Origin of the sequence: Anditalea andensis (assembly GCF_000714815.1) — a bacterium.
Classification (GTDB): Bacteria; Bacteroidota; Bacteroidia; order Cytophagales; family Cyclobacteriaceae; genus Anditalea; species Anditalea andensis.
The window spans coordinates 90,773-114,657 of sequence record NZ_JMIH01000018.1 but is presented as its reverse complement, the minus strand read 5'-3'; the positions used below and the strand labels follow the sequence as shown (position 1 = coordinate 114,657).

General features: G+C 39.3%; 15 protein-coding genes and 1 pseudogene. 10 read left to right on the top strand and 6 right to left on the bottom strand.

All coding sequences use genetic code 11. The features are described 5' to 3' along the window. The first annotated feature begins 62 nt into the window (after window positions 1-62). Together EL17_RS10855 and EL17_RS10850 are read left to right on the top strand one after the other, a co-directional pair. On the top strand, window positions 63-461 hold the full coding sequence (locus EL17_RS10855) for a transposase (protein ID WP_035073789.1): 399 nt from the start codon (window positions 63-65) through the stop codon (window positions 459-461). Then, complete coding sequence (locus tag EL17_RS10850) at window positions 458-1,321, top strand: IS3 family transposase (RefSeq protein ID WP_164675056.1); 864 nt, start codon at window positions 458-460, stop codon at window positions 1,319-1,321. Before EL17_RS10855 ends, EL17_RS10850 begins: the two co-directional genes overlap by 4 nt. 153 nt (window positions 1,322-1,474) lie before the next feature. Here EL17_RS10850 and EL17_RS10845 read toward each other — a convergent pair whose 3' ends face one another. Next, window positions 1,475-1,708, bottom strand: coding sequence for a hypothetical protein (locus tag EL17_RS10845; protein WP_035073787.1), 234 nt, complete (start codon window positions 1,706-1,708; stop codon window positions 1,475-1,477). A 388-nt stretch (window positions 1,709-2,096) separates the two neighbouring features. Between EL17_RS10845 and EL17_RS10840 the strand changes: the two genes are divergently transcribed. After that, window positions 2,097-3,182, top strand: coding sequence for a quinone-dependent dihydroorotate dehydrogenase (locus tag EL17_RS10840; RefSeq protein ID WP_051719953.1), 1,086 nt, complete (start codon window positions 2,097-2,099; stop codon window positions 3,180-3,182). Window positions 3,183-3,343: 161 nt separating this feature from the next. Here EL17_RS10840 and EL17_RS10835 read toward each other — a convergent pair whose 3' ends face one another. Further along, window positions 3,344-4,171 carry a universal stress protein gene (locus tag EL17_RS10835; RefSeq protein ID WP_035074055.1) on the bottom strand — a complete coding sequence of 276 codons (828 nt, stop codon included), beginning with the start codon at window positions 4,169-4,171 and terminating at the stop codon, window positions 3,344-3,346. 200 nt (window positions 4,172-4,371) lie between these two features. Here EL17_RS10835 and EL17_RS10830 point away from each other — a divergent pair, with 200 nt between their 5' ends. Both EL17_RS10830 and EL17_RS10825 read left to right on the top strand, forming a co-directional pair. After that, entirely contained in the window at window positions 4,372-4,914 is a 543-nt protein-coding gene (locus tag EL17_RS10830) for an AAA family ATPase (protein ID WP_051719952.1), read from the top strand. Beyond that, entirely contained in the window at window positions 4,901-5,917 is a 1,017-nt protein-coding gene (locus EL17_RS10825; RefSeq protein WP_035073785.1) for a hypothetical protein, read from the top strand. Before EL17_RS10830 ends, EL17_RS10825 begins: the two co-directional genes overlap by 14 nt. 1 nt (window position 5,918) lies before the next feature. Here EL17_RS10825 and EL17_RS10820 read toward each other — a convergent pair whose 3' ends face one another. The 3 genes and pseudogenes from EL17_RS10820 to EL17_RS24345 form a co-directional block, all read right to left on the bottom strand. After that, the gene (locus EL17_RS10820; protein WP_035073782.1) at window positions 5,919-6,992 is read right to left on the bottom strand and encodes a Gfo/Idh/MocA family protein; all 1,074 of its coding nucleotides are present in this window, start codon (window positions 6,990-6,992) and stop codon (window positions 5,919-5,921) included. A 268-nt stretch (window positions 6,993-7,260) separates the two neighbouring features. Continuing rightward, window positions 7,261-7,782, bottom strand: a complete 522-nt coding sequence (locus EL17_RS10815) for a peptidylprolyl isomerase (RefSeq protein WP_240485977.1) — start codon at window positions 7,780-7,782, stop codon at window positions 7,261-7,263. Between the two features lie 837 nt (window positions 7,783-8,619). Continuing rightward, window positions 8,620-8,755 (bottom strand): annotated as a pseudogene (locus EL17_RS24345) (PadR family transcriptional regulator); the annotation flags it as partial. Window positions 8,756-9,274: 519 nt separating this feature from the next. On the opposite strand from EL17_RS24345, the gene EL17_RS10805 reads away from it, so the two are divergent. Continuing rightward, complete coding sequence (locus tag EL17_RS10805; protein WP_035073773.1) at window positions 9,275-10,030, top strand: LOG family protein; 756 nt, start codon at window positions 9,275-9,277, stop codon at window positions 10,028-10,030. A 193-nt stretch (window positions 10,031-10,223) separates the two neighbouring features. Here EL17_RS10805 and EL17_RS10800 read toward each other — a convergent pair whose 3' ends face one another. Beyond that, a complete protein-coding gene (locus EL17_RS10800) occupies window positions 10,224-11,270 on the bottom strand; it encodes an AI-2E family transporter (RefSeq protein ID WP_240485979.1) in 1,047 nt (348 codons plus the stop codon). Between the two features lie 481 nt (window positions 11,271-11,751). Between EL17_RS10800 and EL17_RS10795 the strand changes: the two genes are divergently transcribed. The 4 genes from EL17_RS10795 to EL17_RS10780 all read left to right on the top strand — a co-directional run bounded on the left by EL17_RS10795 (window position 11,752) and on the right by EL17_RS10780 (window position 23,753). Then, entirely contained in the window at window positions 11,752-15,894 is a 4,143-nt protein-coding gene (locus EL17_RS10795) for a hybrid sensor histidine kinase/response regulator transcription factor (protein WP_035073768.1), read from the top strand. 228 nt (window positions 15,895-16,122) lie between these two features. Continuing rightward, complete coding sequence (locus EL17_RS10790; protein WP_035074051.1) at window positions 16,123-17,547, top strand: cellulase family glycosylhydrolase; 1,425 nt, start codon at window positions 16,123-16,125, stop codon at window positions 17,545-17,547. Window positions 17,548-17,779: 232 nt separating this feature from the next. Continuing rightward, a complete protein-coding gene (locus EL17_RS10785) occupies window positions 17,780-20,629 on the top strand; it encodes a TIM-barrel domain-containing protein (RefSeq protein ID WP_035073766.1) in 2,850 nt (949 codons plus the stop codon). Window positions 20,630-20,675: 46 nt separating this feature from the next. Beyond that, window positions 20,676-23,753 carry a SusC/RagA family TonB-linked outer membrane protein gene (locus EL17_RS10780; protein WP_035073763.1) on the top strand — a complete coding sequence of 1,026 codons (3,078 nt, stop codon included), beginning with the start codon at window positions 20,676-20,678 and terminating at the stop codon, window positions 23,751-23,753. Window positions 23,754-23,885: the final 132 nt, after the last annotated feature.

Here is a 23,885-nt window from a genome sequence, read left to right as displayed (position 1 = left end):
AGGATTTATGATTGGGTGTATGTCCCTGATATAGGTTGACCACTTTTACTCAATTCTATATCATGAAAGCAAACTTAAAATCAATCAACAAAGCTAGGAAGTTCAGTGAAGAATTTAAGAAGTCAATTGTTGCCGAATTTGAAAAAGGTAACCTCAGTGTCCTTCAACTGAGCCGTCTTCATTCAATACATTTCCAGACCATTTATAATTGGATCTATAAATTTTCTACCTTTAATGAAAAGGGTTATAGGATCGTTGAAATGGAAGACAGCACAAGTAAAAAGCTTAAAGATCAAGAAATAAGGATCAGAGAACTGGAGCGTGCAGTGGGCCAGAAGCAGCTTAAAATTGATTATCTTGAAAAACTTATTGAGATAGCCGGAGATGACCTGGGCATGGACTTAAAAAAAAATTCCTGCACCAAACTCTCGAGTGGTACACCCAAAACAGGGCACAGGTGAAATATTCACTGAATAAACTTTATGCTGTGGCAGGTATTACCAAGCAGGGTTATAGGCAATATAAAGATAGACAGCAGGTTTTTGATACCAATATTCAAATCCTTATATCAGAGGTTGAGCAGCTCAGGGAGGATCACCCAGGATGTGGGGTGGAGAAAATGTACGATACGCTGATGCCGGATTTCTTGGGTCGAGACAGGTTTATAGAACTATTTATGGAACTGGGATATCGGGTGAGGAGATATAAGAACTACCACCGCACCACCTATTCGACCAACAAGTTCTATCCTAACCTGATAAAAGGCTTTGTGGTCAACAGTCCTTCAGTCATTTGGCAGTCCGATATTACTTATCTTAGGGTTGGAGAAAAGTTTTATTATGCTGTATTCATTCTGGATGTATATACAAGAAAGATTGTAGGATACCAGGTTTCGGACCATATGCGTGCAACGGCAAATGTAGCAGCCTTAAAAATGGCATTCAAGGAAAATAAACCTCCGCTTATCCATCATTCGGATAGAGGTAGTCAATATGTTTATGAACTGTATATCAATATTTTACTAGCTGAATGTTGTCAAATAAGTATGGGGCTAACCGCCCAAGATAATGCCTATGCTGAAAGAATAAACCAGACAATAAAGGACGAATATCTTAGCCACTGGAAGCCCTCAACATATAGTCAAATAGCCAAAAATGTCGAGAGGGCTGTTAATCATTATAATACCAAAAGGTTACATAAAAGCCTGAATAAGCTAACCCCTCTACAGTTTGAAAAAGAGTGGTCAACTTACAGCAGGGAAAACAGACCAATAATGACTATATTTAATAACGAAAACCAATTACAAAACGGTCAACACTAATCAGGGATCGACAGGGTGTCATTCATCATTCGACATTTTTACTTTTTTACGAATCTTCAAAGTCTGGATATAGAATGATGAATAATGAAGTAAATAGCGTTGATTGTTTATTTCAACATTTGGACAAATACGAGCCAAAGGTTCTGCAATCTATTAATTGTATTTAGAAAGTAATTCCGAAGTAGTTTTAAACCGATTGTTCTTAAAATCTGATTCTGATTGATCAATTCGCTGGTTCAGCTCTTCTTTGGTCATCGGTTTCACCTGTTTCATATTATCGGTTTTCTTTTCTTTTTCCAATAATTTTTCAAGTCGGGCCACAGCTTCTTCATCTTGAAGTTTTAGGAATTCCTGAACGAATTCTATTTTTCTAGTTTGTAAATCCATTGTGTAGCTTTTAATTATGAATATACGGAATGATATCAAAGGCTAATGATTTTTATTAAACTTTCCTTCTATTTCAATACCTTGGCTGCTAGGTGCAAAGCTTTGATATTCCGTACCTACCTACTGCAGGCAGGCCACACGGTGAGAAGCTTTATTTATTATCTCTAAAAATATTCCGTACCTACGGCACAGTTGTGTGTTCAATCTCATCTTCTTACTTTTCACCTCTTACTTTATTTTCGTCACTGTCGTACTTCGTACTTCATCTGACATCCGTCATCCGACAAATAATCCCCATCTCCTGACTTTCGTCATATTTTTTACCCTTAGAAATACCGAAATTTAGAGTAGTAAAAGAACATTATCAATTACTTAAACAGTAGAAATCATGATCAAGTTTCTGTATAAAAAAGCGCTGAAGCCGCTTCTCTTCAAGACTGATCCGGAGTTTATCCATGATGCCTTTGTGAACCTCGGGGAAGTGGCGGGCAAGGTAGGTGCCGGGAGGGCAATGCTATCTTCCATGTATGGCTTCAAAGGTCCGGATATTTCCAAGACGGTAGACGGTATTACCTATAAATCACCTGTCGGACTGGCCGCAGGTTTTGACTATAACGGCAAGCTGGCCCATGTACTGGATTGCCTGGCCTTCGGAGCGGATGAGATAGGTTCTGTCACTGCCAGACCTTGCGAAGGCAATGCCAAACCCAGGTTACAGCGCATGATAAAATCCCAATCTCTGGTGGTGTATAAAGGCCTGCGTAATCAGGGGGTGGACAAGATCATAGAAAGACTTAAAGGTATAAAAAAGCCTGAGGGGTTTGTCTGGGGAATCAGCATTGCAAAAACCAACGATGAGGGAGGTTCCACTCTGGAAGGTGGAATAGCCGATTACCACTATTCCCTCAAAAGACTGGCAGAAGAAAATATCGGTGACTTCTATACCATCAATATTTCCTGCCCAAATGTGCATGGAGGCGAAAATTTTGCAGAGCCCGAAAGGCTGCGGAAGCTGCTCGAAAAGTTGACGGCTGTGAAACACGCCAAGCCTATGTATGTAAAGATGCCCATCAATACCGAATGGAAAGAGTTTAACAGCCTCCTAATGGTTTTGGATGAATTCAACATCCATGGGGTGGTGATCGGAAATCTGAATAAAAACTATGAAGATGCGGTCTATCCCGAGGAGGCTCCAAAAGAATACCGGGGCGGACTGAGCGGAAAAACCTGTTTTCATCTATCCAATGAACTGATCCGCCAGACGAAGCAGCACTGGGGCAGTAGATTCACCATCATCGGTTGTGGCGGCATTCTTACAGTATCTGATGCCATGGTAAAGCTGGAGGCAGGCGCAGATCTGCTGCAGCTCATTACCGGGATGATCTTCGAAGGGCCACATCTGATGAAGGATATCTGTGAGGCTTACGCTGTGCGTGTAAAGCATAAACGGGGCGAAGGTATATTGGTACCGTGATATTAGTGTTAAATAGTATAGTACCAAGGTGATAGTATATAGATTATAGCATCAAAAAGCTACTTAATAATTACAATTTTATTATATTATAATTGGAACAGATTAATTTAAAGCGGTAAGATGATCAGGTTTTCTTACCGCTTTATTTTTTGCATCCTTTTTTACTCTTCCATTTTCACACTCAATACCGGTATATCTGATTTGAACAAAACCGTTTCGGTGACGCCTGTGTGGTAGGCAGCCATTCTCCTCTGCTTGGCAACTATTGCTATGATGCCTGTTTTCTTACCTTCACTGAAGGCGATAATGCCATTTTCCACCTCGTCATGGTTATAGATATGCTGGTGGATGGTAAGGTCTTCCTGTCCACTTTTAAAGTCCAGCATCAGTTTTTCCATTTTTTCACTGGTAGAGAAGGTATGGGGACTGTTGATGTACAGGAAGTGCACCGAAGAGCCGATGGATTTTATGATCGGTTTGATCCGGCCAAAGGCAGGCTTACTCTCCTCACTGAACAAAGAGGCAAAGGTGATCTTTTTCAGATCATTTCCATTGACTGTTTTCTTTACACCGAGCACCGGGCAATTGGCTTTTCTCATGACTGTCTGTAGGGTAGACCCGATAAATTTACCTGGTTCATGACCTATGCCATAGGCTCCTATGACGATCAGGTCTGCATTTTGCCTTCCGGCTATCTCCAAAATCTGAGCAGCTGGAATACCTACTTCCACCACCGCTTCCACAGGGGTTTCGTTGGTTTTATGATCTTTTATAAATGATTGTAACTTATCTTTTGCCTCTGCTTCCGAATCGAGGATGTCCTGATGTCTAGCTTTGGCCTTTGGAGATAGATTGTTCCAATCTATAGTGGAATTTACCACATTAAGACAGGTAATGCTGGCATTACTTTTCTCTGCCATCTTGAGAGCACTTTTAAATGCATTTTCTGAATATACTGAGAAATCTACGGGGACTAGTATCCTTTTCATCTTCTTACTATTTATATCTGGAATAATATTTTTGCTGATTTTATGAAATCTATACCTGATAAGGAGAATCATTTAATTTATTTAAATATCATAATATCAATTGGTTAAATAAATGATATAGATCATGATAAGACCTGATTGATCTCAAGGATAGGAAATGGTTAAAAATATTGCTTTAGAATTTCTATAGTCCTTTGAATATGTTAAATTGTAATCATGCACACCATGATCTTATTTTGATGATGATACTAGTAGCCGGTCTCCCGGGATCAGGTAAAAGTTATTTTGCCCAAGAGCTTTCTGTTGGCCTCGGCGGTCAATATCTGAGCAGTGATAACATCCGGAAGCTGAGTATTGGCTCAAGATACAATTTAGAAGATAAATTGGAAGTATATGATCAGATGGTTTGCATGGCTGAAAAGCTGCTTATACAGGGCCATGATCTAATACTTGATGCTACATTTTATTTAAAGTCGGTGCGTAGGCTTTTCTATGAACTGGCAGAGAAACATCATACGCTTTGTCTGATCATCCATGTTTTTGCAGAAGAGGATTTGATAAGAAAAAGGATCAGTGAACCCCGGGCCGACAGTGATGCCGATTTTAGTATTTATTTAAAAGTCAAGCGGGAGTTTGAACCTATCAGTCGACCACATCTAGTGCTTCAGTCCAGGGATTCCAATATTTCAGAAATGCTGGAAAAGGCATCGTTATTTATAAAGGAAAGCCATGACGGAAACTGAGGTACTTGAACTGGCTAAAAGGGGTAAAACTGGTGCCCAGACTTTAAATGGGCATGTAATAGATACACATATCTCTTGGGTAATTCTGACAGATGATTTGGCTTATAAAATCAAAAAGCCAATAAAACTTTCTTTTTTGGATTATACCTCTCTTGATTTAAGAAAAGGCAACTGTGAGAAAGAAATCATATTGAACAGTCGGTATTCGCCGATCTACCTGGGTGTGGTTCCTGTTACATTAAATAATGGGGAATGGTCACTGGGCGGAGAAGCTGGGGATATAATGGATTATGCCGTAAAGATGAAAAGAATGGATAGTGCCAAACAAATGGACACACTTCTTAAAAAATCAGCTGTCAGTAGCGATTCAATGAAGCCCTTGGCTGAGCTGATCGGTTCATTTCATAACAATGCAGATATGACATACCATCCATTTAGCCTATCTGAATCCTCCGGTCTTTTCAACGATTTAGAACAAGTTGGTGCGTTGGTGGAATTTCAGCTGGGAACTGTTTTCCGGGACATTATTACTTCATCGATGGTTTGGAGTGATCAATTTTTGGTTCTTTATCAACACAGACTGGAAGAGAGGGTGAAGATTGGGTTTCAGCGGGACGTGCATGGGGACCTGCATAGCGGAAATATCTTCTTATATGATACGCCTATCTTATTTGATGGGATAGAATTTAATGAATCTTTTAGGCAGATAGACTTACTTTATGAAGTAGCTTTTCTGTGTATGGAGCTGGAGGTTCATGATCGGTATGATCTTTCCGAAAGTTTCTTGGCGCATTATACGCAGGCAGTTCCTTGTTTTGAAATAGCAGAAGACAGTGCTATATTTAATTACTACAAGTGCCTCAGAGCAAATATTCGGGCCAAAGTACATGCCCTGAGGTCTGATCAGACTCCTGAAGACAAATTTAATCATTTGCAGGAGACAAAGAAGTATTTACAGCTTATGGAGTTTTATATGAAATGGAATAAACAGTTGTTTAAGTAGGTTAAAGATAAACTGTTTTTTCTGTACGTATGGATTCGTCACAGGCAAATGCAATTTTAAGACTATTATACGCATCCTCTAAATGTTCTGCCAGATCAAAATCTTCCTGGATAGCATTTAAAAAATACTGCTGTTCCCTATTGCAAAGTTCCTGATGGTCGGGTTCATCCTGTAGATCGATCCACTGATCTTTTTTGGTGAAGTTGTTTTCATCATCTATTTCCGAATGGTGGATTTTAATACTTTCTGTTTTGGTGTGGGAGTCTACGTCATCTGATTTACCAGCCGAACCTGCATTTTTTGCTTGGATGGATACAGCACCTTTGGGACCAAATACATCTTTGATAAAGAAGGCATTGTCAGACACCATAGGGCCCCAGCCTGCCTCATACCAGCCTACCGACCCATCCTCAAATCGGATCTGCAACTGCCCATAGTTATAATTGTCCTCTGGTATATCCTCTGTCAGCCTGGCACCTATTGCGGATACGGATATTGGTTTGGATCGGGTCATCTGGCACATCACATCTATATAGTGGACGCCACAGTCTACTATAGGGCTCAGGCTTTTCATCAGGTTACGGTGTACATCCCACATGTAGCCATGGCTCTGCTGGTTGAGGTTCATGCGCATTACCAGAGGTTTGCCCAACCTCTGTGCTTCGGTGATGAACGTCTGCCAGGAGGGATGATGACGTAATATATAGCCAACTACTACTTTTCTATTTGTCTTTTTGGCCGCTGATATGATTTTTTCTGCCCCTAAAAGTGTTGCTGCTATGGGCTTTTCTATAAACAGGTGGCAATTGTTTTCTAATGCTTTTATAGCAAATTCCTCATGCGTATCCGGATAGGTAGAGATACAAACGGCATCCGGTTTGGATCGGTGCAAAGCTTCCTCATAATCCGAAAATAGGGTATAACTGCTCCCCAACTTTTCGTTGAGTTTATTTTTACTGTTTCCTCTGGATACCAGACCACAAATTTCAAATTCCGGCATTATGTGATATGCCATGGCATGTGAAGCACCCATGTTGCCACAACCGACTATTAGTATTTTGATGGTTTGTTTCATCTGTTTATTATTGTTTTTTAACCGTCATAACTTCTCCCGTGACGAAGGAAACGGGATGGAATCTCGCTAGGGCCTATAATCATGCCAGTGTGTGAGGTTTTCCTCCTGCTCGATTTCATTTGTTTATATTTTTGTTTTTCATAGGTCATAACTGGTCCCGTAGCAAATTTAATGATGGAATCTAGCGTGGTTTTCCCGGTGCCCCGTACTATCTTGAGTATCGGGAAGGCATACGGTTGTTTACCGTATTCGTCATGCTTGATTCTTATTATATAATTTTATCCACTGCTTTTAATTTATCTATTTCCTTTTCCTCCATCTGAAGAATTTTGACAATCATAGATATCGGTCGGATAGGTGTGTTTTCTGCTGAAGTAGGTATGCCCACTATTTGGTCGATGACATCCATCCCCCTGATTACCTGTCCGAAAATAGTATAGTCCCCATCTAGTCTATGCAGTCCTTTTGGATTCTGGACGATGTAAAACTGGCAGGTAGCCGAGACTTTTCCTGGGTTTTCATCCCTGCCCGCACCTACTGCTCCGTAGATATGGGTAAGGTCACTGTCTAATTCTGGGGATAGTAGATACTCAGGATCGTTAAATCCTTCTTCCGTATCAGGACATCCTCCCTGAGCTACAAAATTTGGTATCACCCTGTTGAATGTCAAAGAATCCCAATAGCCTGCTTCTGCCAGTTGGATGAAGCTTTTTCTATGATTTGGCGTCTGTTCATGAAATAGGATGTAGATGTTTCCCAATGGGGTTTCTATCAATCCGACTGGTTGCACACTATTTATGTCCGATATGTGAAACTGAAAAAAAACTAAGAGTGGAAAAAGAAAATTATGTATCATATGCTGCATAGAAAGTGGAAAAGTTAAAGATAGCGATATTTAAATCATTTTATTTGTCTTATTGTCACGCTATAGGTGGCTACAGTTTATAAAGTATTGCTATCAACTATATATTTTAAGTTGGTACAATATTTCTCGCATTGAAGATATTGTAATGAAAACATAAAACGGACATTAATTGGACCTCCTAAGCCAGTTAAAAATATCTTGTTTTGGATTTATTGCCCATATTAGGCAATAGCTCTGGCTTTAGGACATTTATGGACAGGCCTATGGTGTTTTTGGGATTACTGTTAAGCTTAGATATAATTAGTAATGCTCTTGGAAAAGGATTTGCTTTCCATGTTTTAATCGGCTTTTCTGATTAAAGTTTAAAGTAACTGAATTTATAATTTATGTGGTTTGGTAAATATATTTGAGCTTTTTTGTTCTGGCCATGCTGTTCTTCAGACTTTTTCGAATACAAACCAATATCCAAAATGTTAAAATACAATAGCGATGGCCAACCACACCCAGTAACCTATAAATGCAATTTTCCCCATATTAATATTTCCTAATCTGCTGGTAAACAGAAATAAAAATTGGATTCCTACCTCCAAAAGGCATGAGGATATAGATACGCTGGCGTAACGAAGCATATTTCCGGTAAGATTTAAACTCTCTGGCATATTTTCCCCTGCAAACTTGGAGCAACGGTAAAAGAAATATGCCAGATACTATTACGCTTCCAGCTATGCTGTCTCCAAGATATTGCTGATGGAGCATGGGCTATGTGATCTTAATCTCACCGGCAGTCAGTTCTTTGACTTTTTGGGTGATTTCATTACCGTACATCCGCTGATAGTGCTTCAATAGTTTGAGGGTGATCATTTGAAGGCATCCTTTTTATAAGGTTATTATTGGACATAGTTTGATGTTAATGATAGCTTAAATACATAAAAATCTTATACCTAAGATGTTTATGTATGCCTCTATTGCTTTGAATTGATTTTTCTTATTTAAATTATTGATCCCTAATGGGGTTCAGTTCCATTAACTTATTAGTATTACTCGAACTGAATTAACCTGAATTAGCCATACTGTTTTGGTGCTATTAAATTTTTACCTGTCTTTTTTCAAAAAGCTTTACGTATTTTTCAATTTGGTGTCTTTTTGTATGGTATTTGAATGAATGGTGTTTTTAGCACTCTCTTCTTTTCATTATGTTTAAGAAGAATATGGGTTCTAATGTATTTCAACATAAACAATAATTGAATGTAGCCGTACTTATTTAACCTCATTTCCACTATTATCAAATGTACCTCTCAATTACCAGTATCAATTTATGAATAGAACAGAAGTTACGATATATGGAAGCATTCAGTACAGCTTTCCTCTCGACCTTCTGTATGGGACAAGTTATGATCTTTAACAAAATTATAGACAGATGAAAAAAGAAATAGATGAATTTCATCCTTTGGCGCATCCGGATGAAAAAGAGTTTTTTGCAGGCCCTCAGACCAGGATCAAAAACCTGAAATTTGTATGGAAGGTAGCCCGTGAATTTATAAAAGGATTAAGAATGCTGCATTTTGTGGGGCCATGCGTCACGGTATTTGGGTCTGCTAGGTTTGAAGAAAATGATAAATTTTATCAGTTAGGTGTAAAGGTGGGCGAAACCGTCAGTAGGATGGGCTTTACTGTGATGACGGGCGGAGGACCAGGAATAATGGAAGCCGCCAATAGAGGTGCCAAAAATGTAGGGGGTAAATCTGTCGGCTGCAATATCATTTTGCCTTTTGAGCAGTTTCAAAATCCCTATTTGGATAGATTTATGGATTTTAAGTACTTTTTTGTCAGAAAGGTGCTTTTGTCCAAATACAGTTATGCATTTGTAGTACTCCCTGGTGGTTTTGGAACTTTAGATGAGTTTTTTGAGGCGCTTACCCTTATCCAGACCAGAGTGATGAGATCCTTCCCCGTGGTATTGATGTGTAGCGATTTTCATAGGCACATCTATGCACATATAAAATACATGGCAGAGTACGGTACTATAAACAAGGAAGACCTTGACCTGTTTCTTCTGACGGATTCAGTGGAAGAAATGCAGGAACATATCAGAAAATATGCCATTGAAGGTTTTAAGCTTCAGCGATCTCAAAAAGTAAAACCGTCCACTTTATTGGGCGAAGAAGGTATTTGAAAGATATCAAAAACCATAGAAGGAAATTGAATATGAATATACTTAAAGAAAAGGAGTGCGACATTAGCTGACGATGATCGATATAGCCAAACATGCACTTCCTGATGAGGTAAGTTATAAGATGTTTGCAGATATTATTATTATGCGAGGTTATGCTGTATTAACAAAAGTGTCTCAGCAGGCTATGAAGCTCTTATGTAAGGTACTCCTTTTCTTCTTTAAGCCTATTGCTTACGCTGGCATCATCCACATTGCTCATTAAAAAAGCCAACGGTCTGAATTTTTCAATATGATCAAAAATAATCTTTACGATGGCAAATAAGGGAACAAATAATATCATTCCCAGTATGCCCCATAGCATTCCGCCTATTATGATGGCTATGATGATAAACAAGGGTGTAAGACTGACCTCATTACCAATAATCCACGGCTCCAATATATAGCTTTCTATCAGTTGTATGATCAATATAACTGTGGCAAAAAGAAGCATAAAGGAGGTGTCGTTACCTTCCAGAAGAGCAAATGCTACAGGCAATACTCCGCTCAGGAGAGGACCTATGTATGGTATAATAGTAATCAGGGCGCCCAGAATAGTAAATAGCAAGGCATACCGAATATCAAATACCAAAAAAGTAATCAGGTACATGATACCCAATATAGTCATCACCTTAATTCTGCCCCATAGATAATGATGGGATACAGAGGCAGCTTTATCTATCACTTTATGTCCATTTTCTCTATTTTTGTGATGTATATATTTTAAGATGACCTTTTTAAACTTTGATCTGTGGATCAAAAAGAGAAATAGGTATACCAAGGTGAGGAAAAAATGGCCGAAGGTGGTAAATGTATTCTGCAATATTCCCTGTACATATGTTTGTAATCCTTCAAATATACCATCGGACTGATCCTCGAACATTTGACTTTGCTGGGTAGTGGATACGCCTGTAGAACTGGCAATTTTATTCTGTACTTCGGGTATAAATCCTTTTATTTCCTCAGCTAATTCTGGTAGATCGTCAGCAAATTCAGAAGCTTGACGGACAATTAAAAATATCAAACCTGATACGCTTAAAAATACAATTACCGTACAAAGAAGTGATGCAATTACCCTTCCAATTCCCCATTTTTCAAATAATACACAAACGGGTTTCATTAATGTGGCGAAAAAAAATGCCAAGGTAATGGGTTTTAAAAAAGATTCACCTAAATATAAAATTGCTATTAGGGCAAGAACCATTATTAGTATGCTGTTTATCTTGCTGATTCCTAATTTTGCCATACGTAGTGTGTAATTATGAAAGATTAAAATATAAAAAACCGTTTAACATCAGCGGTTAGGGTAGTTTTTAAATTATAGGATATTTAAGATCAAGTTAAAAGCCCATAATATTTCAGTTTTTATTTCAAAAGCTGATCATAATTCCCAATTGGAGCAAAATATGGACCTAAATAAATGATTCCCATTTTTTTATGGGGCTGATGCTTCTATGGTGCGTGGAATTTAAGTTATAATTTACTTCTGATGAAGCATTGATACAAGTACAGAAATCCAGTATGTTCCTCAGGAATATGATTGAATCAATTTAACGTTTACATGATAACCTTGCTAAAATCTACTATTGGGTTTTTAGGTACTTAATTAATTTTTTTTCCTTAAGCTGTTCAAAATAATAGGTTCGTGCGTCATAATTTTTTTCTAATTGATTACATTAGTGGAAATGTTAAATTTAATAATGGTAAAGTACTTTCTGTTTTTAAATTCTATTTGTTTTGCGCTTCTATCTTTTGGGGTATATGGTGAGCAGTCTCCCTATGACACCGATCCCTATAGGTTTACCAAATTGGGTACAAAAAATGGATTATCTCATAATCAGGTGAATAGCTTTTTAAAGGACAAAACAGGATTTCTTTGGATTGGTACGGCTTCGGGTTTAAATAGGTTTGATGGATATCATGTAAAAGTGTATAAACATGATCCGGCAGATACTACTACTATTAATTCCAATGCTATAAAACAACTGTTTTTAGATCCTGCGGATAATCTTTGGGTAAAGACTTTAGATGGATTAAATGTATATGATGCCAGGCTGGAACAATTTTCTGAGAACTTAACACCTTTTTTGGATCCATATAAACTTATAGATCATGAATTGGAAGAGATAATTGCGGATGATAGTGGCCAGTTTTGGTTTTTGCATAAGAATGGCGGATTGAGCCGATATGATCCGGAGCATCATAAAACGGATAATTTCATTATTCCTTCCGATTCAGATGGGGGCGTATCTCATATTGTAAGAGATATGAATGGACATAAATGGGTCATTTACACCAATGGGGTACTGGAGAAAAGAGATGGTGCCTCCATGCAAATCCTCTTTCGGGACTACAGTATAAATGCTTTATTTTCTGAAGAATATTTCTCTTATAAACTCTTAGCAGATCGTGATGGGGATATATGGATATATCTGCCTGATGAAAGAAGAGGTGTTTTTTATTTTAATGCCAAAGAGAATAAAATACATCATATCCATAAAGAAAGTAAAGGCCATAGGCTAAACTCTGATTTGGTAAGTGCCGTGATAGAAGATGAAGATGGTAACATCTGGATAGGCACTGATCATGGAGGAATTAACCTTTTGGATAAAAGCAATTTTGGGGTGAGGCATATCATGCAAGACAACGAGAACCCTAATAGTTTGTCACAAAATAGCATCTATGCCCTTCACAAAGATCAGGAAGGGATCATATGGGTGGGGACCTATAAAAATGGCCTGAATTATTTTCATAAAAACAATATCAGATTCACCCATTATAGACATCATAAATCCCGTAAAGAAAGCCTTCCATTTAATGACATCAACCGTTTTGTGGAAGATAAATATGGTAACCTATGGATTGGGACAAATGGGGGAGGATTAATTTTTATGGACCGTGGTAATCAGAAATTTACCCAATTTACACAGCAAAATTCACATGGATTAAGTAGCGATGTAGTCGTTAGCTTATTGTATGACAGCCATGACAGGCTTTGGGTAGGTACCTATTTTGGAGGGTTGATAAGGTATGACGGTAAACAGTTTTCCCCCATAACAAGGGATGGCCCCGGATTACTGGATGAAAATATATGGGAGCTTTTTGAAGATTCAAAAGGTAATATTTGGATTGGAACTTTATCAAATGGTATATATTACTTACAGGGTGGCTCTACACAATTTTCAGATCCACCCATTAAAGACGGCCATAGCATGCTGAATGCATCCTATGTAGCTGCTATTGAAGAGGACCGCGAAGGAAGAATCTGGGTGGGGGGAACTTCTGGGGTGGATATAATAAATCCTCAGTCAGGATCTGTGATGCATTTTTCTCACGAAATACATAAAAATAAAAGTCTGGTCCACGATAATGTGCTTTCCATTTTACATGACCATAAAGGCAATATGTGGATAGGTACTCAGGGAGGATTAAGTCTATATGACTCCCGTAACCAATGCTTTAAAAATTTTACTGATAGGGATGGACTTCCTCATAGTACGGTGCTGACGCTGTTAGAAAATGAGGGTCAGATATGGATGAGTACTCCAAATGGGCTTGCTAGCTTAAAGTATAATAATGACGATGAATATGAAATCCTACGATATAATGAATTGGATGGACTTCAAGATAATGCTTTTAATGAAAATGCGGCATATAAGACCAAGAAAGGGGAAATGATTTTTGGAGGGCCAAACGGGTTTAATATTTTTGATCCAAAGTTATTGGTAACGAACAAAAATTCTCCAGCTGTGGTTTTTACCGATTTTCAACTGTTTAATAAGTCATTATCGGTAGGAAAAGAGATCAATGGACGGGCCATCTTGGAATCTTCTTTACAAAATACTGAAAAAATTACCTTAAAGCATTTTGAAAATGTTTTTTCTGTGAGTTTTGCTGCTTTAAATTTTTTCCATCCTGAAAAGAATATGTATAAATATAAACTGGAGGGCTTTGATACAGAGTGGATAACTTTGGACGGTAATAATAGGCAGGTAACCTATACCAATCTCGATCCTGGTTCTTATGCATTGCAGGTATTAGCAGCCAATAATGATGGTGTATGGTCAGCAGTACCCGCACAATTAAATATTACAGTGCTAGCGCCTTTTTGGCTTACACCAACTGCCTATTTTGTGTACTTCGTTATGATCATAGGAATGCTATACATGTCCAGAAGATGGCTATTGATTAAAGCAAAAAACCGGTTTCTGATAGAGCAGGAAAGAAGGGAATCACGTCAACTGCACGAGTTGGATTTGATGAAAATCCGATTTTTGACCAATATCAGCCATGAATTTAGGACGCCGCTATCTCTCATTATGGCACCTATAGAAAAAATCTTAAAGGAGCCCAACAATGATCGGCAAAAATTCCAGTTCCAGATGATCCATCGAAATGCCCGTAGGCTGCTACACTTGGTAAATCAGCTGCTTGATTTTAGAAAGATAGAAGTAGAGGGACTGGAACTACACCTTTCCAAAGGAAACATCATCAAGTTTTTGAAGGAGGCCGTTTATTCATTTAATGAATTGTCCCAAAACAAAGCCATCAGTTTATCATTTCAATCGGATACGGAAAGCTTAATAGCATTCTTCGATATAGATAAGCTGGAAAAAATACTTTTTAACCTATTATCCAATGCTTTTAAATTTACTCCTGAAGGAGGAGAAATCACTGTAGCGGTATTTTGTAGGAATATTCCTGAAGACGATGAAAAAAGTGAATTGACGATATGGGTAAAGGATACGGGGATCGGCATACCGAAGGACCGACAGGCACAGATTTTTGAACGTTTTTATACACATGAAGTACCGGATAGTATGGTCAATCAGGGAAGTGGTATAGGTCTTTCTATCACCAAAGAATTTGTCAGACTTCATGGCGGAAACATTCAACTGGAAAGTACTCCTGGGGAAGGCAGTACATTTAAGATTTCCATTCCACTAAAAACAGTAGAAAAGGGTTTGGCTAACAATACTTCTGAACTTACAGGAATAGTGAGGGAAACCACAGATAAACCAGCTACGGATACAGGTTCAAATGATGTCAATTTACAGAAATTAACGGTATTATTAATCGAAGATAATGATGATTTCAGGTTGTACTTAAAGACCGGTCTTGAAGAGTTTTTTGAGGTATTGGAAGCTAAAAATGGTAAAGAAGGTTGGAAAATAGCTTTGGCTGGTATGCCCGCCTTGATAGTCAGTGATCTGATGATGCCGATAATGAATGGCATAGCTTTATGTAAAAAAATCAAAAATGATCCCCGTACTGCCCATATCCCCGTCATTTTGCTCACAGCCTTTACCGGAGAAGACCAAAAGTTGGAAGGGCTGCATATTGGGGCAAATGATTATGTAACTAAGCCATTTAATTTTGATCTGCTGCTTTCCAGGATCAATAACCTTATCAAACAAAACCAGCTACTGCAACAGAAATACGAGAAAAAGGTAAGTATTCAGACCAGTCAGGCAGAAATTACCTCCATGGATGATAAATTAATTGTTAAAGTAATGAAAATAGTAGAGGAGAATTTTTCTGATCCGGATTTTTCTGTGGAATTCCTGAGCAGGGAGATGGGGATGAGCCGAGTGCATCTTTACAATAAACTCTCTACCCTTACCGGCAAAACACCAATAGAATTTATCCGGTGTATGAGACTTCAGCGCTCTTTACAATATTTACAAAAGAGCCAGTTATCCGTGTCGGAAGTAGCTTATAAGGTAGGTTTTAATAATGCTAAAACCTTTACCAAATACTTTAAGGCAGCTTACAATATGATCCCCTCTGCCTATGCCGCAGCAGAAAAAAAAACACCGATGTCATAAACCTACCTTTCTTTTTTGCCTGCATATGGGTATCGGTATTGTAAACTGTACATTAGAAGAGCATTAAACTTGGCATACCGCCCATATTTAACATATGGTCCCCTACCTATTTACAAATCATATCCATTTCCTACCGCTATTATAGTGATATTGGACATTAACATAATCAAAGCCTACCTTTTGGCCATTGATAGCTATAATGATTTATAACAATAAACCCCCATGAATATGAAGTCATTTAAAACCATTTTTGCACACTTATTATTTCTATTTTACTTTTCATCCTGTGCCGATGAGCAGGTTGTTCCTACTGAGGTGCAGTTGGAAGTTTCCCCTGGGGCTTTAGAATTTGGGCCTGAAAGTGGAGAGGGAACCATCGAGGTAACGTCCAATACCTTCTGGTCCTCCTCTACTGATGTAGACTGGATCACACTATCAAATCACCCTTCCAGCCAAAGCGGGTTACTGGTAGTCGGCGTCAGTCCCAACCCCTCTACTTCTCATCGAGCAGCAATGATAACTTTCACAGCGGAAGAACTTACCCTAGATGTTCAGGTCATACAGCAAGGCAGCCAGCAGGAAGCATCTCATAATCTACCGCCAGATGCTACGGGCATGCGTGATCTGAGCAGCCTGGAAATGGCCAAACTACTAAAGGTAGGTTGGAACCTGGGCAATTCTTTAGAAGCAATAGGAGGAGAAACCGCTTGGGGAAATCCACCAGTTTCAGAAACGCTTATAAATGCTGTAAAAGCAGCCGGATTTAATGCTGTAAGGATACCTGTCGCTTGGAGTAGGTTCTCGGATGCCAATACATTTACTATAGATGAGTCATGGATGGATAGGGTAGAAGAAGTGGTAAATGATGTACTCAATAATGATATGTATGCTATTATCAATATACATTGGGATAATGGATGGATACAGCCAACATTTGCCGAGCAGGAATATGTCACGGAGCGACTGGAAGCGATGTGGCGTCAGATAGCTATAAATTTCCGAGATTATGATGATAAGTTATTGTTTGCCGGAACCAATGAAGTCATGGTCACGGGGGATTATAGTACACCTTCTGAAGAATATTATACTGTCCAAAATGGCTATAATCAAACTTTTGTAAATACGGTAAGGACTACCGGAGGAAGAAATGCCTATAGACATCTGGTTGTTCAGGGATTCAATACTAACATAGACCATACGGTAAATTTTGCTCGGATACCTGATGATACAACAGAAGACCGGATATTGATGGAAGTACATTATTATGATCCCTATAATTTTTCACTTAATGAAAACAGTCTGGTCTCCCAATGGGGCAAAGATGCTACAGACCCAACTGCTACAGAAACATGGGCAAATGAACCTTATGTAGACAGACAGTTTCAAAAAATCAAAAATAGCTTTATAGATCAGGGAATAGGAGTGATACTGGGAGAATATGGGGCCATATCCCGGCTGAACGTGGAAGGGCATGAAGGGTATAGGGAATATTATATCCAATACATTACTAGGTCTGCACATCGACACGGTTTAGTGCCTTTTTATTGGGACAATGGGTATAGTGGCAATCATGGTTTTGCCATATTTGACCGAAATACCGGCGCTAGGATTTATCCTGAAATCGTAAATGCCATTATGGATAGTGTAGACTAAAGCTACAGATATGGGAGTTTATAGACATACTAAGAAAAAAAACACTCAAAATAAAAAATTGTAATGTCATTATAGGGGTATAAAATGATAAATAAATGCCTTTAGATAGGGAATGAAGGCACATTTAACATTTGATACCCCTAATGTTTACAAATGGAACCCCAAGTTTAAAAAGGAATATTGAAATTGTAAATCAATCGATTGCAAAACAGTTTACCCAAAATCGTATTTTATGAATTCAATTTTAATTTTCCTTCTCAGTGCCTTTTTCTTTTGGCCAAATCCTTCAAATAACCCTTATGTAAAAATTCCAAACGGTATAATTATACACTTACCTCCATCCTCTCATGGACAGCCCCGACAGGTGAGGCTTCAGGCTGTAAATGACAAAATCATTCACGTATCAGCCAGCCCAGTTAATGGCTTTGCAGATCGTCCCAGCCTTATATTAAAAGAAGATTTTGAATATCAGGCATCATGGGAAATTGAGGAAGGTGAGGGGAAAGTGGTCTTAAAGACAGGCGCAATGGATGCAGAGGTTTCATTGGAGACAGGCCAGGTTGTATTCAAGGATAAAAACGGCAAGATCCTCTTAAGGGAAGAAGATAACGGCAGATCCTTTAGAAATGTACAATTTGGAGAAGAAAGCACCTATCATATTCAGCAGCATTTTAAAGCCAACGATAATGAGGCTTTATATGGGCTAGGTCAGCATCAGTCCGGCTTGATAAATTACCGTCATAGACAGGTAGACCTTACGCAGTACAACGGCGTAGCAGTGGTTCCCTTTATGGTATCTACTAATGGATATGGTATACTTTGGGATAATTATTCCATAACTACCTTTGGGGATACCAGGCCTGTGCAGCCTCTCTCTGCTCTTAATTTATATGCTTCTGAAAAGGCCGGCCCAAAAGGTTTAAAGGTTATTTACGCTTCTGATAGAGACCATCCTGAAGAAGGGGTAGAGAATATAGAAAATGTCATCGACTACCCTTTCATACCATCTCTAGAAAAAATGCCTGTATTTGATATGGCAAAGGGCATAGTAACATGGTCTGGATTCATGGATTCGGAAGATGCCGGTAATCATACTTTTAAAATGGTCTATTCAGGATACATTAAAATATGGATGGATGATGAGCTTAAAATAGATACATGGAGAGAAAGCTGGAATCCTGGTTTTGAGGAATTTCAGCATGAATTATCCGAAAACGGTAAACATAAAGTCAAGATCGAATGGATTCCGGAATCGGATCAGTCATTTTTATCCTTAAAATATTTATCACCACAAACTGACGAGCAGGCTGCTTTATTTGGTTTTGATTCAGAAGCAGGTGATCAGCTTGATTATTATTTTATTCATGGAGAAGACATGGATGAGGTAATCAGTGGCTACAGGACATTGACAGGAAAGGCCCAGGTGATGCCAAAGTGGGCTATGGGTTTTTGGCAAAGCAGAGAAAGGTATAAAACACAGGAGGAGTTATTGGAAACGGTGAGGACTTTCCGTGAGAAAGGTATCCCTTTAGATAATATAGTTCAGGATTGGTCATATTGGGCTGAAGATCAGTGGGGAAGTCATGAGTTTGATAAAGATCGATTTCCTGATCCTGAGGAGATGATCAGAGAAGTACAGGAGGAGCATCATGCACGTATCATGATATCTGTGTGGCCTAAATATTATGAAGGCATAGCCAATTATAATGATATGAAAGAAAAAGGGATGCTCTATATGCAAAATATAGAAAATCAGCAGCGAGACTGGATAGGAGATGGCTATACGTCTACTTTTTATGATGCCTATAATGAAAATGCCAGAAAAGAATTTTGGAATCAGCTGAATGAAAGCCTCTTTTCCAAAGGCATAGATGCTTGGTGGCTGGATGCTACGGAACCGGACATCCATTCCAATGCATCTATTGTACAAAGAAAAAGCCTGATGAATCCAACAGCTCTGGGGGTGGCCGAAAAGTATTTTAATGCTTATGCGCTCATGAATGCCAAAGGCATCTATGAAGGACAGCGAGATGCCGCTCCGGATCAGAGGGTATTTATCCTTACGCGGTCAGCCTTTGCCGGAATCCAAAGATTTGGAGCGGCTACCTGGAGTGGGGACATATCTTCGCGGTTTGATGAGATGGAAAGGCAGATAGCGGGAGGCCTTAATTTTGCCATGTCTGGACTTCCTTACTGGACTACCGATATCGGGGGCTTCTTTGTGGAAGATAAATATGACCGACCAGATCCCCAGGGTGAAGCATTAGAGGAGTGGAGAGAGCTTAATGCCCGGTGGTATCAGTTTGGAGCATTTACCCCACTCTTTAGGGCGCATGGTCAATACCCATATAGGGAGGTATACCATATAGCACCTGAAGACCATCAGGCATATAAAAGCATTTTATATTATACAAAGCTACGCTATAGACTGATGCCTTATATCTATTCTTTGACTGGTAAAGTATACCATGATGATTATACTATCATGAGGGCATTGGTAATGGACTTTCCTGAGGATGAAAATGTGAAGGATATCGGTAACCAATATATGTTTGGACCATCTTTACTGATCAATCCGGTGACCGCATATAAAGACCGAAAAAAAGTCCTGTACCTGCCAAAGGAAACGGGATGGTATGATCTATATCATGGTAAGTATACGGAAGGTGGACAGCGGATAGAAGTAGATGCGCCATATGAACGCATGCCTATCTATGTAAAAGCTGGTTCTATATTGCCTTTTGGGCCTGAAATTCAATACAGTACAGAAAAGGTGGCCGAAGAAATTATGGTGTATGTCTATGAAGGACAGAATGGAGATTTTACTTTATATGAAGATGAAAACACTAATTATAATTACGAGGAGGGAAAGTATTTAAAGATACCTATTAGATATGATGATCAATCCGGTGAGCTGACTTTTGGGGACAAGCAGGGGGAATCGTTTGATGGGAGACTGGATAATAGAACTTTCCAAATAGTATATGTACGAAAAAATCATCCCAGGGCTTTAGATTTTGAGATAGTAGCTGATCATAAAATAGTATATAATGGTACAACTACCACAGTCAGACTACGCTGAGCTGGATGAAATATAATATAGACAATAACCTTAAACCCGAAAATTTATGAAACATTTAGTACTTATTAGTTTATGCTGGGTATGGCTGCTCCCTGCCGCTTTTGCTCAGCAGCAAATATCCGGAACAGTCCGGGATGCTTCGACAGAAGAGCCATTGCCCGGGGTAAGTATCCTGATAAAGGGCACCACTTCAGGTACCACTACAGATCTGGATGGTAACTATACTCTAGGAGGTGTAAGTGAGAATTCAACTTTAGTATTCTCCTACCTGGGTTTTCAGGGTCAGGAAATCAGGGTAGGCAATAGAGGAGTTGTGAACATAGATCTGGCTCCGGATATGGGATCATTAGAGGAAGTGGTGGTCGTAGGATATGGTGTCCAGAAGAAGAAGTTAGTAACAGGAGCCACTGTACAGGTAGATGGTGATAACCTCCAAAGATTGAGTACTGTACAGCCATTGGATGCCCTACAAGGTCAGGCTCCTGGAGTACAGATCACATCCACCTCCGGTCAGCCGGGTGAAGAAATGAGGGTGGTAATAAGGGGCCTAGGGACGATAGGAAATGCCAATCCGCTTTATGTAGTAGATGGGGTACTTACCAATGATATAGCTTACCTGAACCCTGCAGATATAGCATCCATAGATGTACTAAAGGATGCAGCATCTGCCGCTATCTATGGTTCTCAGGCTGCTAACGGTGTCATATTAGTGACTACACGGCAGGGCAGGAGGGGACAGCGTGCCCAGATTACATATGATATGTTCTATGGCCTTCAAAATGTGCCACGTAAAACCAATATGTTAAACAGCCGTGAATACGCTACTATCGTCAATGAAGCAGCTGTCAATTCCGGCGGCAATCCATACTTTACCAATGCAGAGATAGCCGCTATGGGTGAGGGGACAAACTGGCTGAATGAAATGTTTGTGGACAATGCCGTTACCCAAAATCATGTATTAGGTGTACAGGGAGGTTCTGATAAATCTATTTATTCTTTATCCCTGGCTTACACTGGTCAGGAAGGCATAGTCGGCGGGTCGGAATTATCTAATTTTGAGCGTTATAATGTCCGGATCAATTCCGAGCATAGTATATATGATGATGTGATTACCATAGGCCAGCATCTTACCATGTCCCACAGACAAAGTAATGGTATAGGTGTAGGAGACCAATATTCCAACGCACTCAGAGGAGCATTCAATACCAGTCCATTTGTACCGATGTTTAATGAGGACGGCGGTTTTTATGATAACAGCCAATCTGATTGGAATCCAAATGAGGCAAACCCTTATGCCTTGATGTACTATCAAAACAAAAACAGGAACAATGAACAAAGAATTTTGGGTGACATCTATATGGTGGTAGAGCCGATAGAAAATCTGAGATTCAGAACAAGTTTAGGTGTGGATTTTTATACCAATGAGGGCAGATCTTTTTCTCCAGCCTATCAGTTGTCCGCTTTTGCTTTTGATCCATATACCAGCGTATCACAAAACATGGGAAAAGGGCGTACATTTTTGTTTGATAATTTAATCACCTACAATTTCACGTTTCAAAATGACCATAACTTTGAAGCCATGATCGGTAGCTCCATGTTCCAAAGACAGGGTTCCTTTATGTTTGCTGGTAATAGAGATTTGATCGTGCCTTCACTCCGGTATGCCTGGTTATCAAATGCTACCAACGTAGACGGCGCTAACATAAATTTAGGGGGAGGACCTATAGATCCTGACCATAGGATGTCCTATTTCGGAAGGTTGAACTATAATTTCAGAGAAACCTATCTTTTAAATCTAACCTACCGAGCAGATGGATCTTCTCGTTTTGCTAGGGGCAATAGGTTTGGTTTTTTTCCTTCCATCTCTGCTGGTTGGGTACTGACTAATGAACCATTTATGGAAACATTTACCAATACCATGGATTTTTTCAAATTAAGAGCCAGCTGGGGACAGGTAGGTAATCAGGAAATCGGTTTTTTTCAATACATGGCACCGATTACTGTGGCCAATACTAATTATTTCTTTGGGCCTGGGGAAGGCACTACTGGTCTGGTGCCTGGTGCTTTTCCAAATAGGCTTTCCAATCCAGATTTAAGATGGGAGACATCTGAGCAATTGAACATCGGATTTGATTCGAGATTTTTCTTGGGAAGATTGGCTGTAAATTTTGATTGGTATGATAAAATTACAAGAGACTGGTTGATAGCTGCTCCGATTCTCGCTACTGCCGGGGCTGAACCTCCATTTATAAATGGAGGTGATGTCCGAAATACGGGAGTTGAATTGAACATTCAGTATAGTGATGAGATAGGGGAATTAACCTATAATGTAGGCGTCAATGGTGCGTATAATCGTAACAGAGTAGGCAATATTCCTACCAGAGATGGTATCATTCAGGGTGAGCCAAATCAGTTGTTTGATAATTCCATGCAATTTTATAGAGCACAAAATGGATTTCCGATAGGATATTTTTGGGGCCTTCAAACGGATGGCATATTTCAAAGTGAAAATGAAGTAATGGAACACCGGATAGGAGAAACCCTGATTCAGCCCGGCGCCGGACCTGGTGATGTGAGGTACGTAGACAGAAACGGTGACGGTGTGATCAATGATGATGATCGTACCATGATAGGGGATCCCAATCCAAATTATACCTTCGGTATTACCTTTTCAGCAGAATATAAAGGGTTTGATATAAACTTTCTTGCAAACGGGGTAGCTGGAAACCAAATTGTCCAATCCTATCGCAATCATGCGAATCCATTTGCACCATATACTGCCGCCATCATGGACCGGTGGCATGGTCCGGGGTCTTCTAATACAATGCCCCGAGTGACAGAAGATGCTAGAAACTGGACCAACTTCTCCGATCTTTATATTCATGATGGAGACTTTTTGAGAATCAGTAATATCACGCTTGGGTATGACTTCGGTAGGTTGATAAACCATAGGAACTTTAGCCAAGTGAGGGTTTATGCTTCAGTACTGAACTTATATACCTTCACCCATTATGAAGGCATGGATCCAGAAGTGGGCTATGGTAGTGGTTTTTCTTCTGGGGTAGATTTGGGCTTTTATCCCAGGCCTAGAACTTTCATGGTAGGAGCTAATATCCGGTTTTAAAGTAAGTAAAAGATCATGAAAAGAATTTGCCATAAATTCTTTCCTATCCGCATCTAGAAGCGCGATTTAAATATACTATCAATATCAAAATACTCAAATATGAATTTTAGCATAATCAGAGTTTCTTACCGT

Coding starts and splice junctions, on each gene's coding strand:
- EL17_RS10855 (WP_035073789.1), top strand. CDS start 63: ATGAAAGCAAACTTAAAATCAATCAACAAAGCTAGGAAGTTCAGTGAA.
- EL17_RS10830 (WP_051719952.1), top strand. CDS start 4,372: ATGTTAAATTGTAATCATGCACACCATGATCTTATTTTGATGATGATA.
- EL17_RS10785 (WP_035073766.1), top strand. CDS start 17,780: ATGAATTCAATTTTAATTTTCCTTCTCAGTGCCTTTTTCTTTTGGCCA.
- EL17_RS10805 (WP_035073773.1), top strand. CDS start 9,275: ATGAAAAAAGAAATAGATGAATTTCATCCTTTGGCGCATCCGGATGAA.
- EL17_RS10780 (WP_035073763.1), top strand. CDS start 20,676: ATGAAACATTTAGTACTTATTAGTTTATGCTGGGTATGGCTGCTCCCT.
- EL17_RS10800 (WP_240485979.1), bottom strand. CDS start 11,270: ATGGTTCTTGCCCTAATAGCAATTTTATATTTAGGTGAATCTTTTTTA.
- EL17_RS10820 (WP_035073782.1), bottom strand. CDS start 6,992: ATGAAACAAACCATCAAAATACTAATAGTCGGTTGTGGCAACATGGGT.
- EL17_RS10835 (WP_035074055.1), bottom strand. CDS start 4,171: ATGAAAAGGATACTAGTCCCCGTAGATTTCTCAGTATATTCAGAAAAT.
- EL17_RS10790 (WP_035074051.1), top strand. CDS start 16,123: ATGAAGTCATTTAAAACCATTTTTGCACACTTATTATTTCTATTTTAC.
- EL17_RS10825 (WP_035073785.1), top strand. CDS start 4,901: ATGACGGAAACTGAGGTACTTGAACTGGCTAAAAGGGGTAAAACTGGT.
- EL17_RS10795 (WP_035073768.1), top strand. CDS start 11,752: ATGTTAAATTTAATAATGGTAAAGTACTTTCTGTTTTTAAATTCTATT.
- EL17_RS10845 (WP_035073787.1), bottom strand. CDS start 1,708: ATGGATTTACAAACTAGAAAAATAGAATTCGTTCAGGAATTCCTAAAA.
- EL17_RS10840 (WP_051719953.1), top strand. CDS start 2,097: ATGATCAAGTTTCTGTATAAAAAAGCGCTGAAGCCGCTTCTCTTCAAG.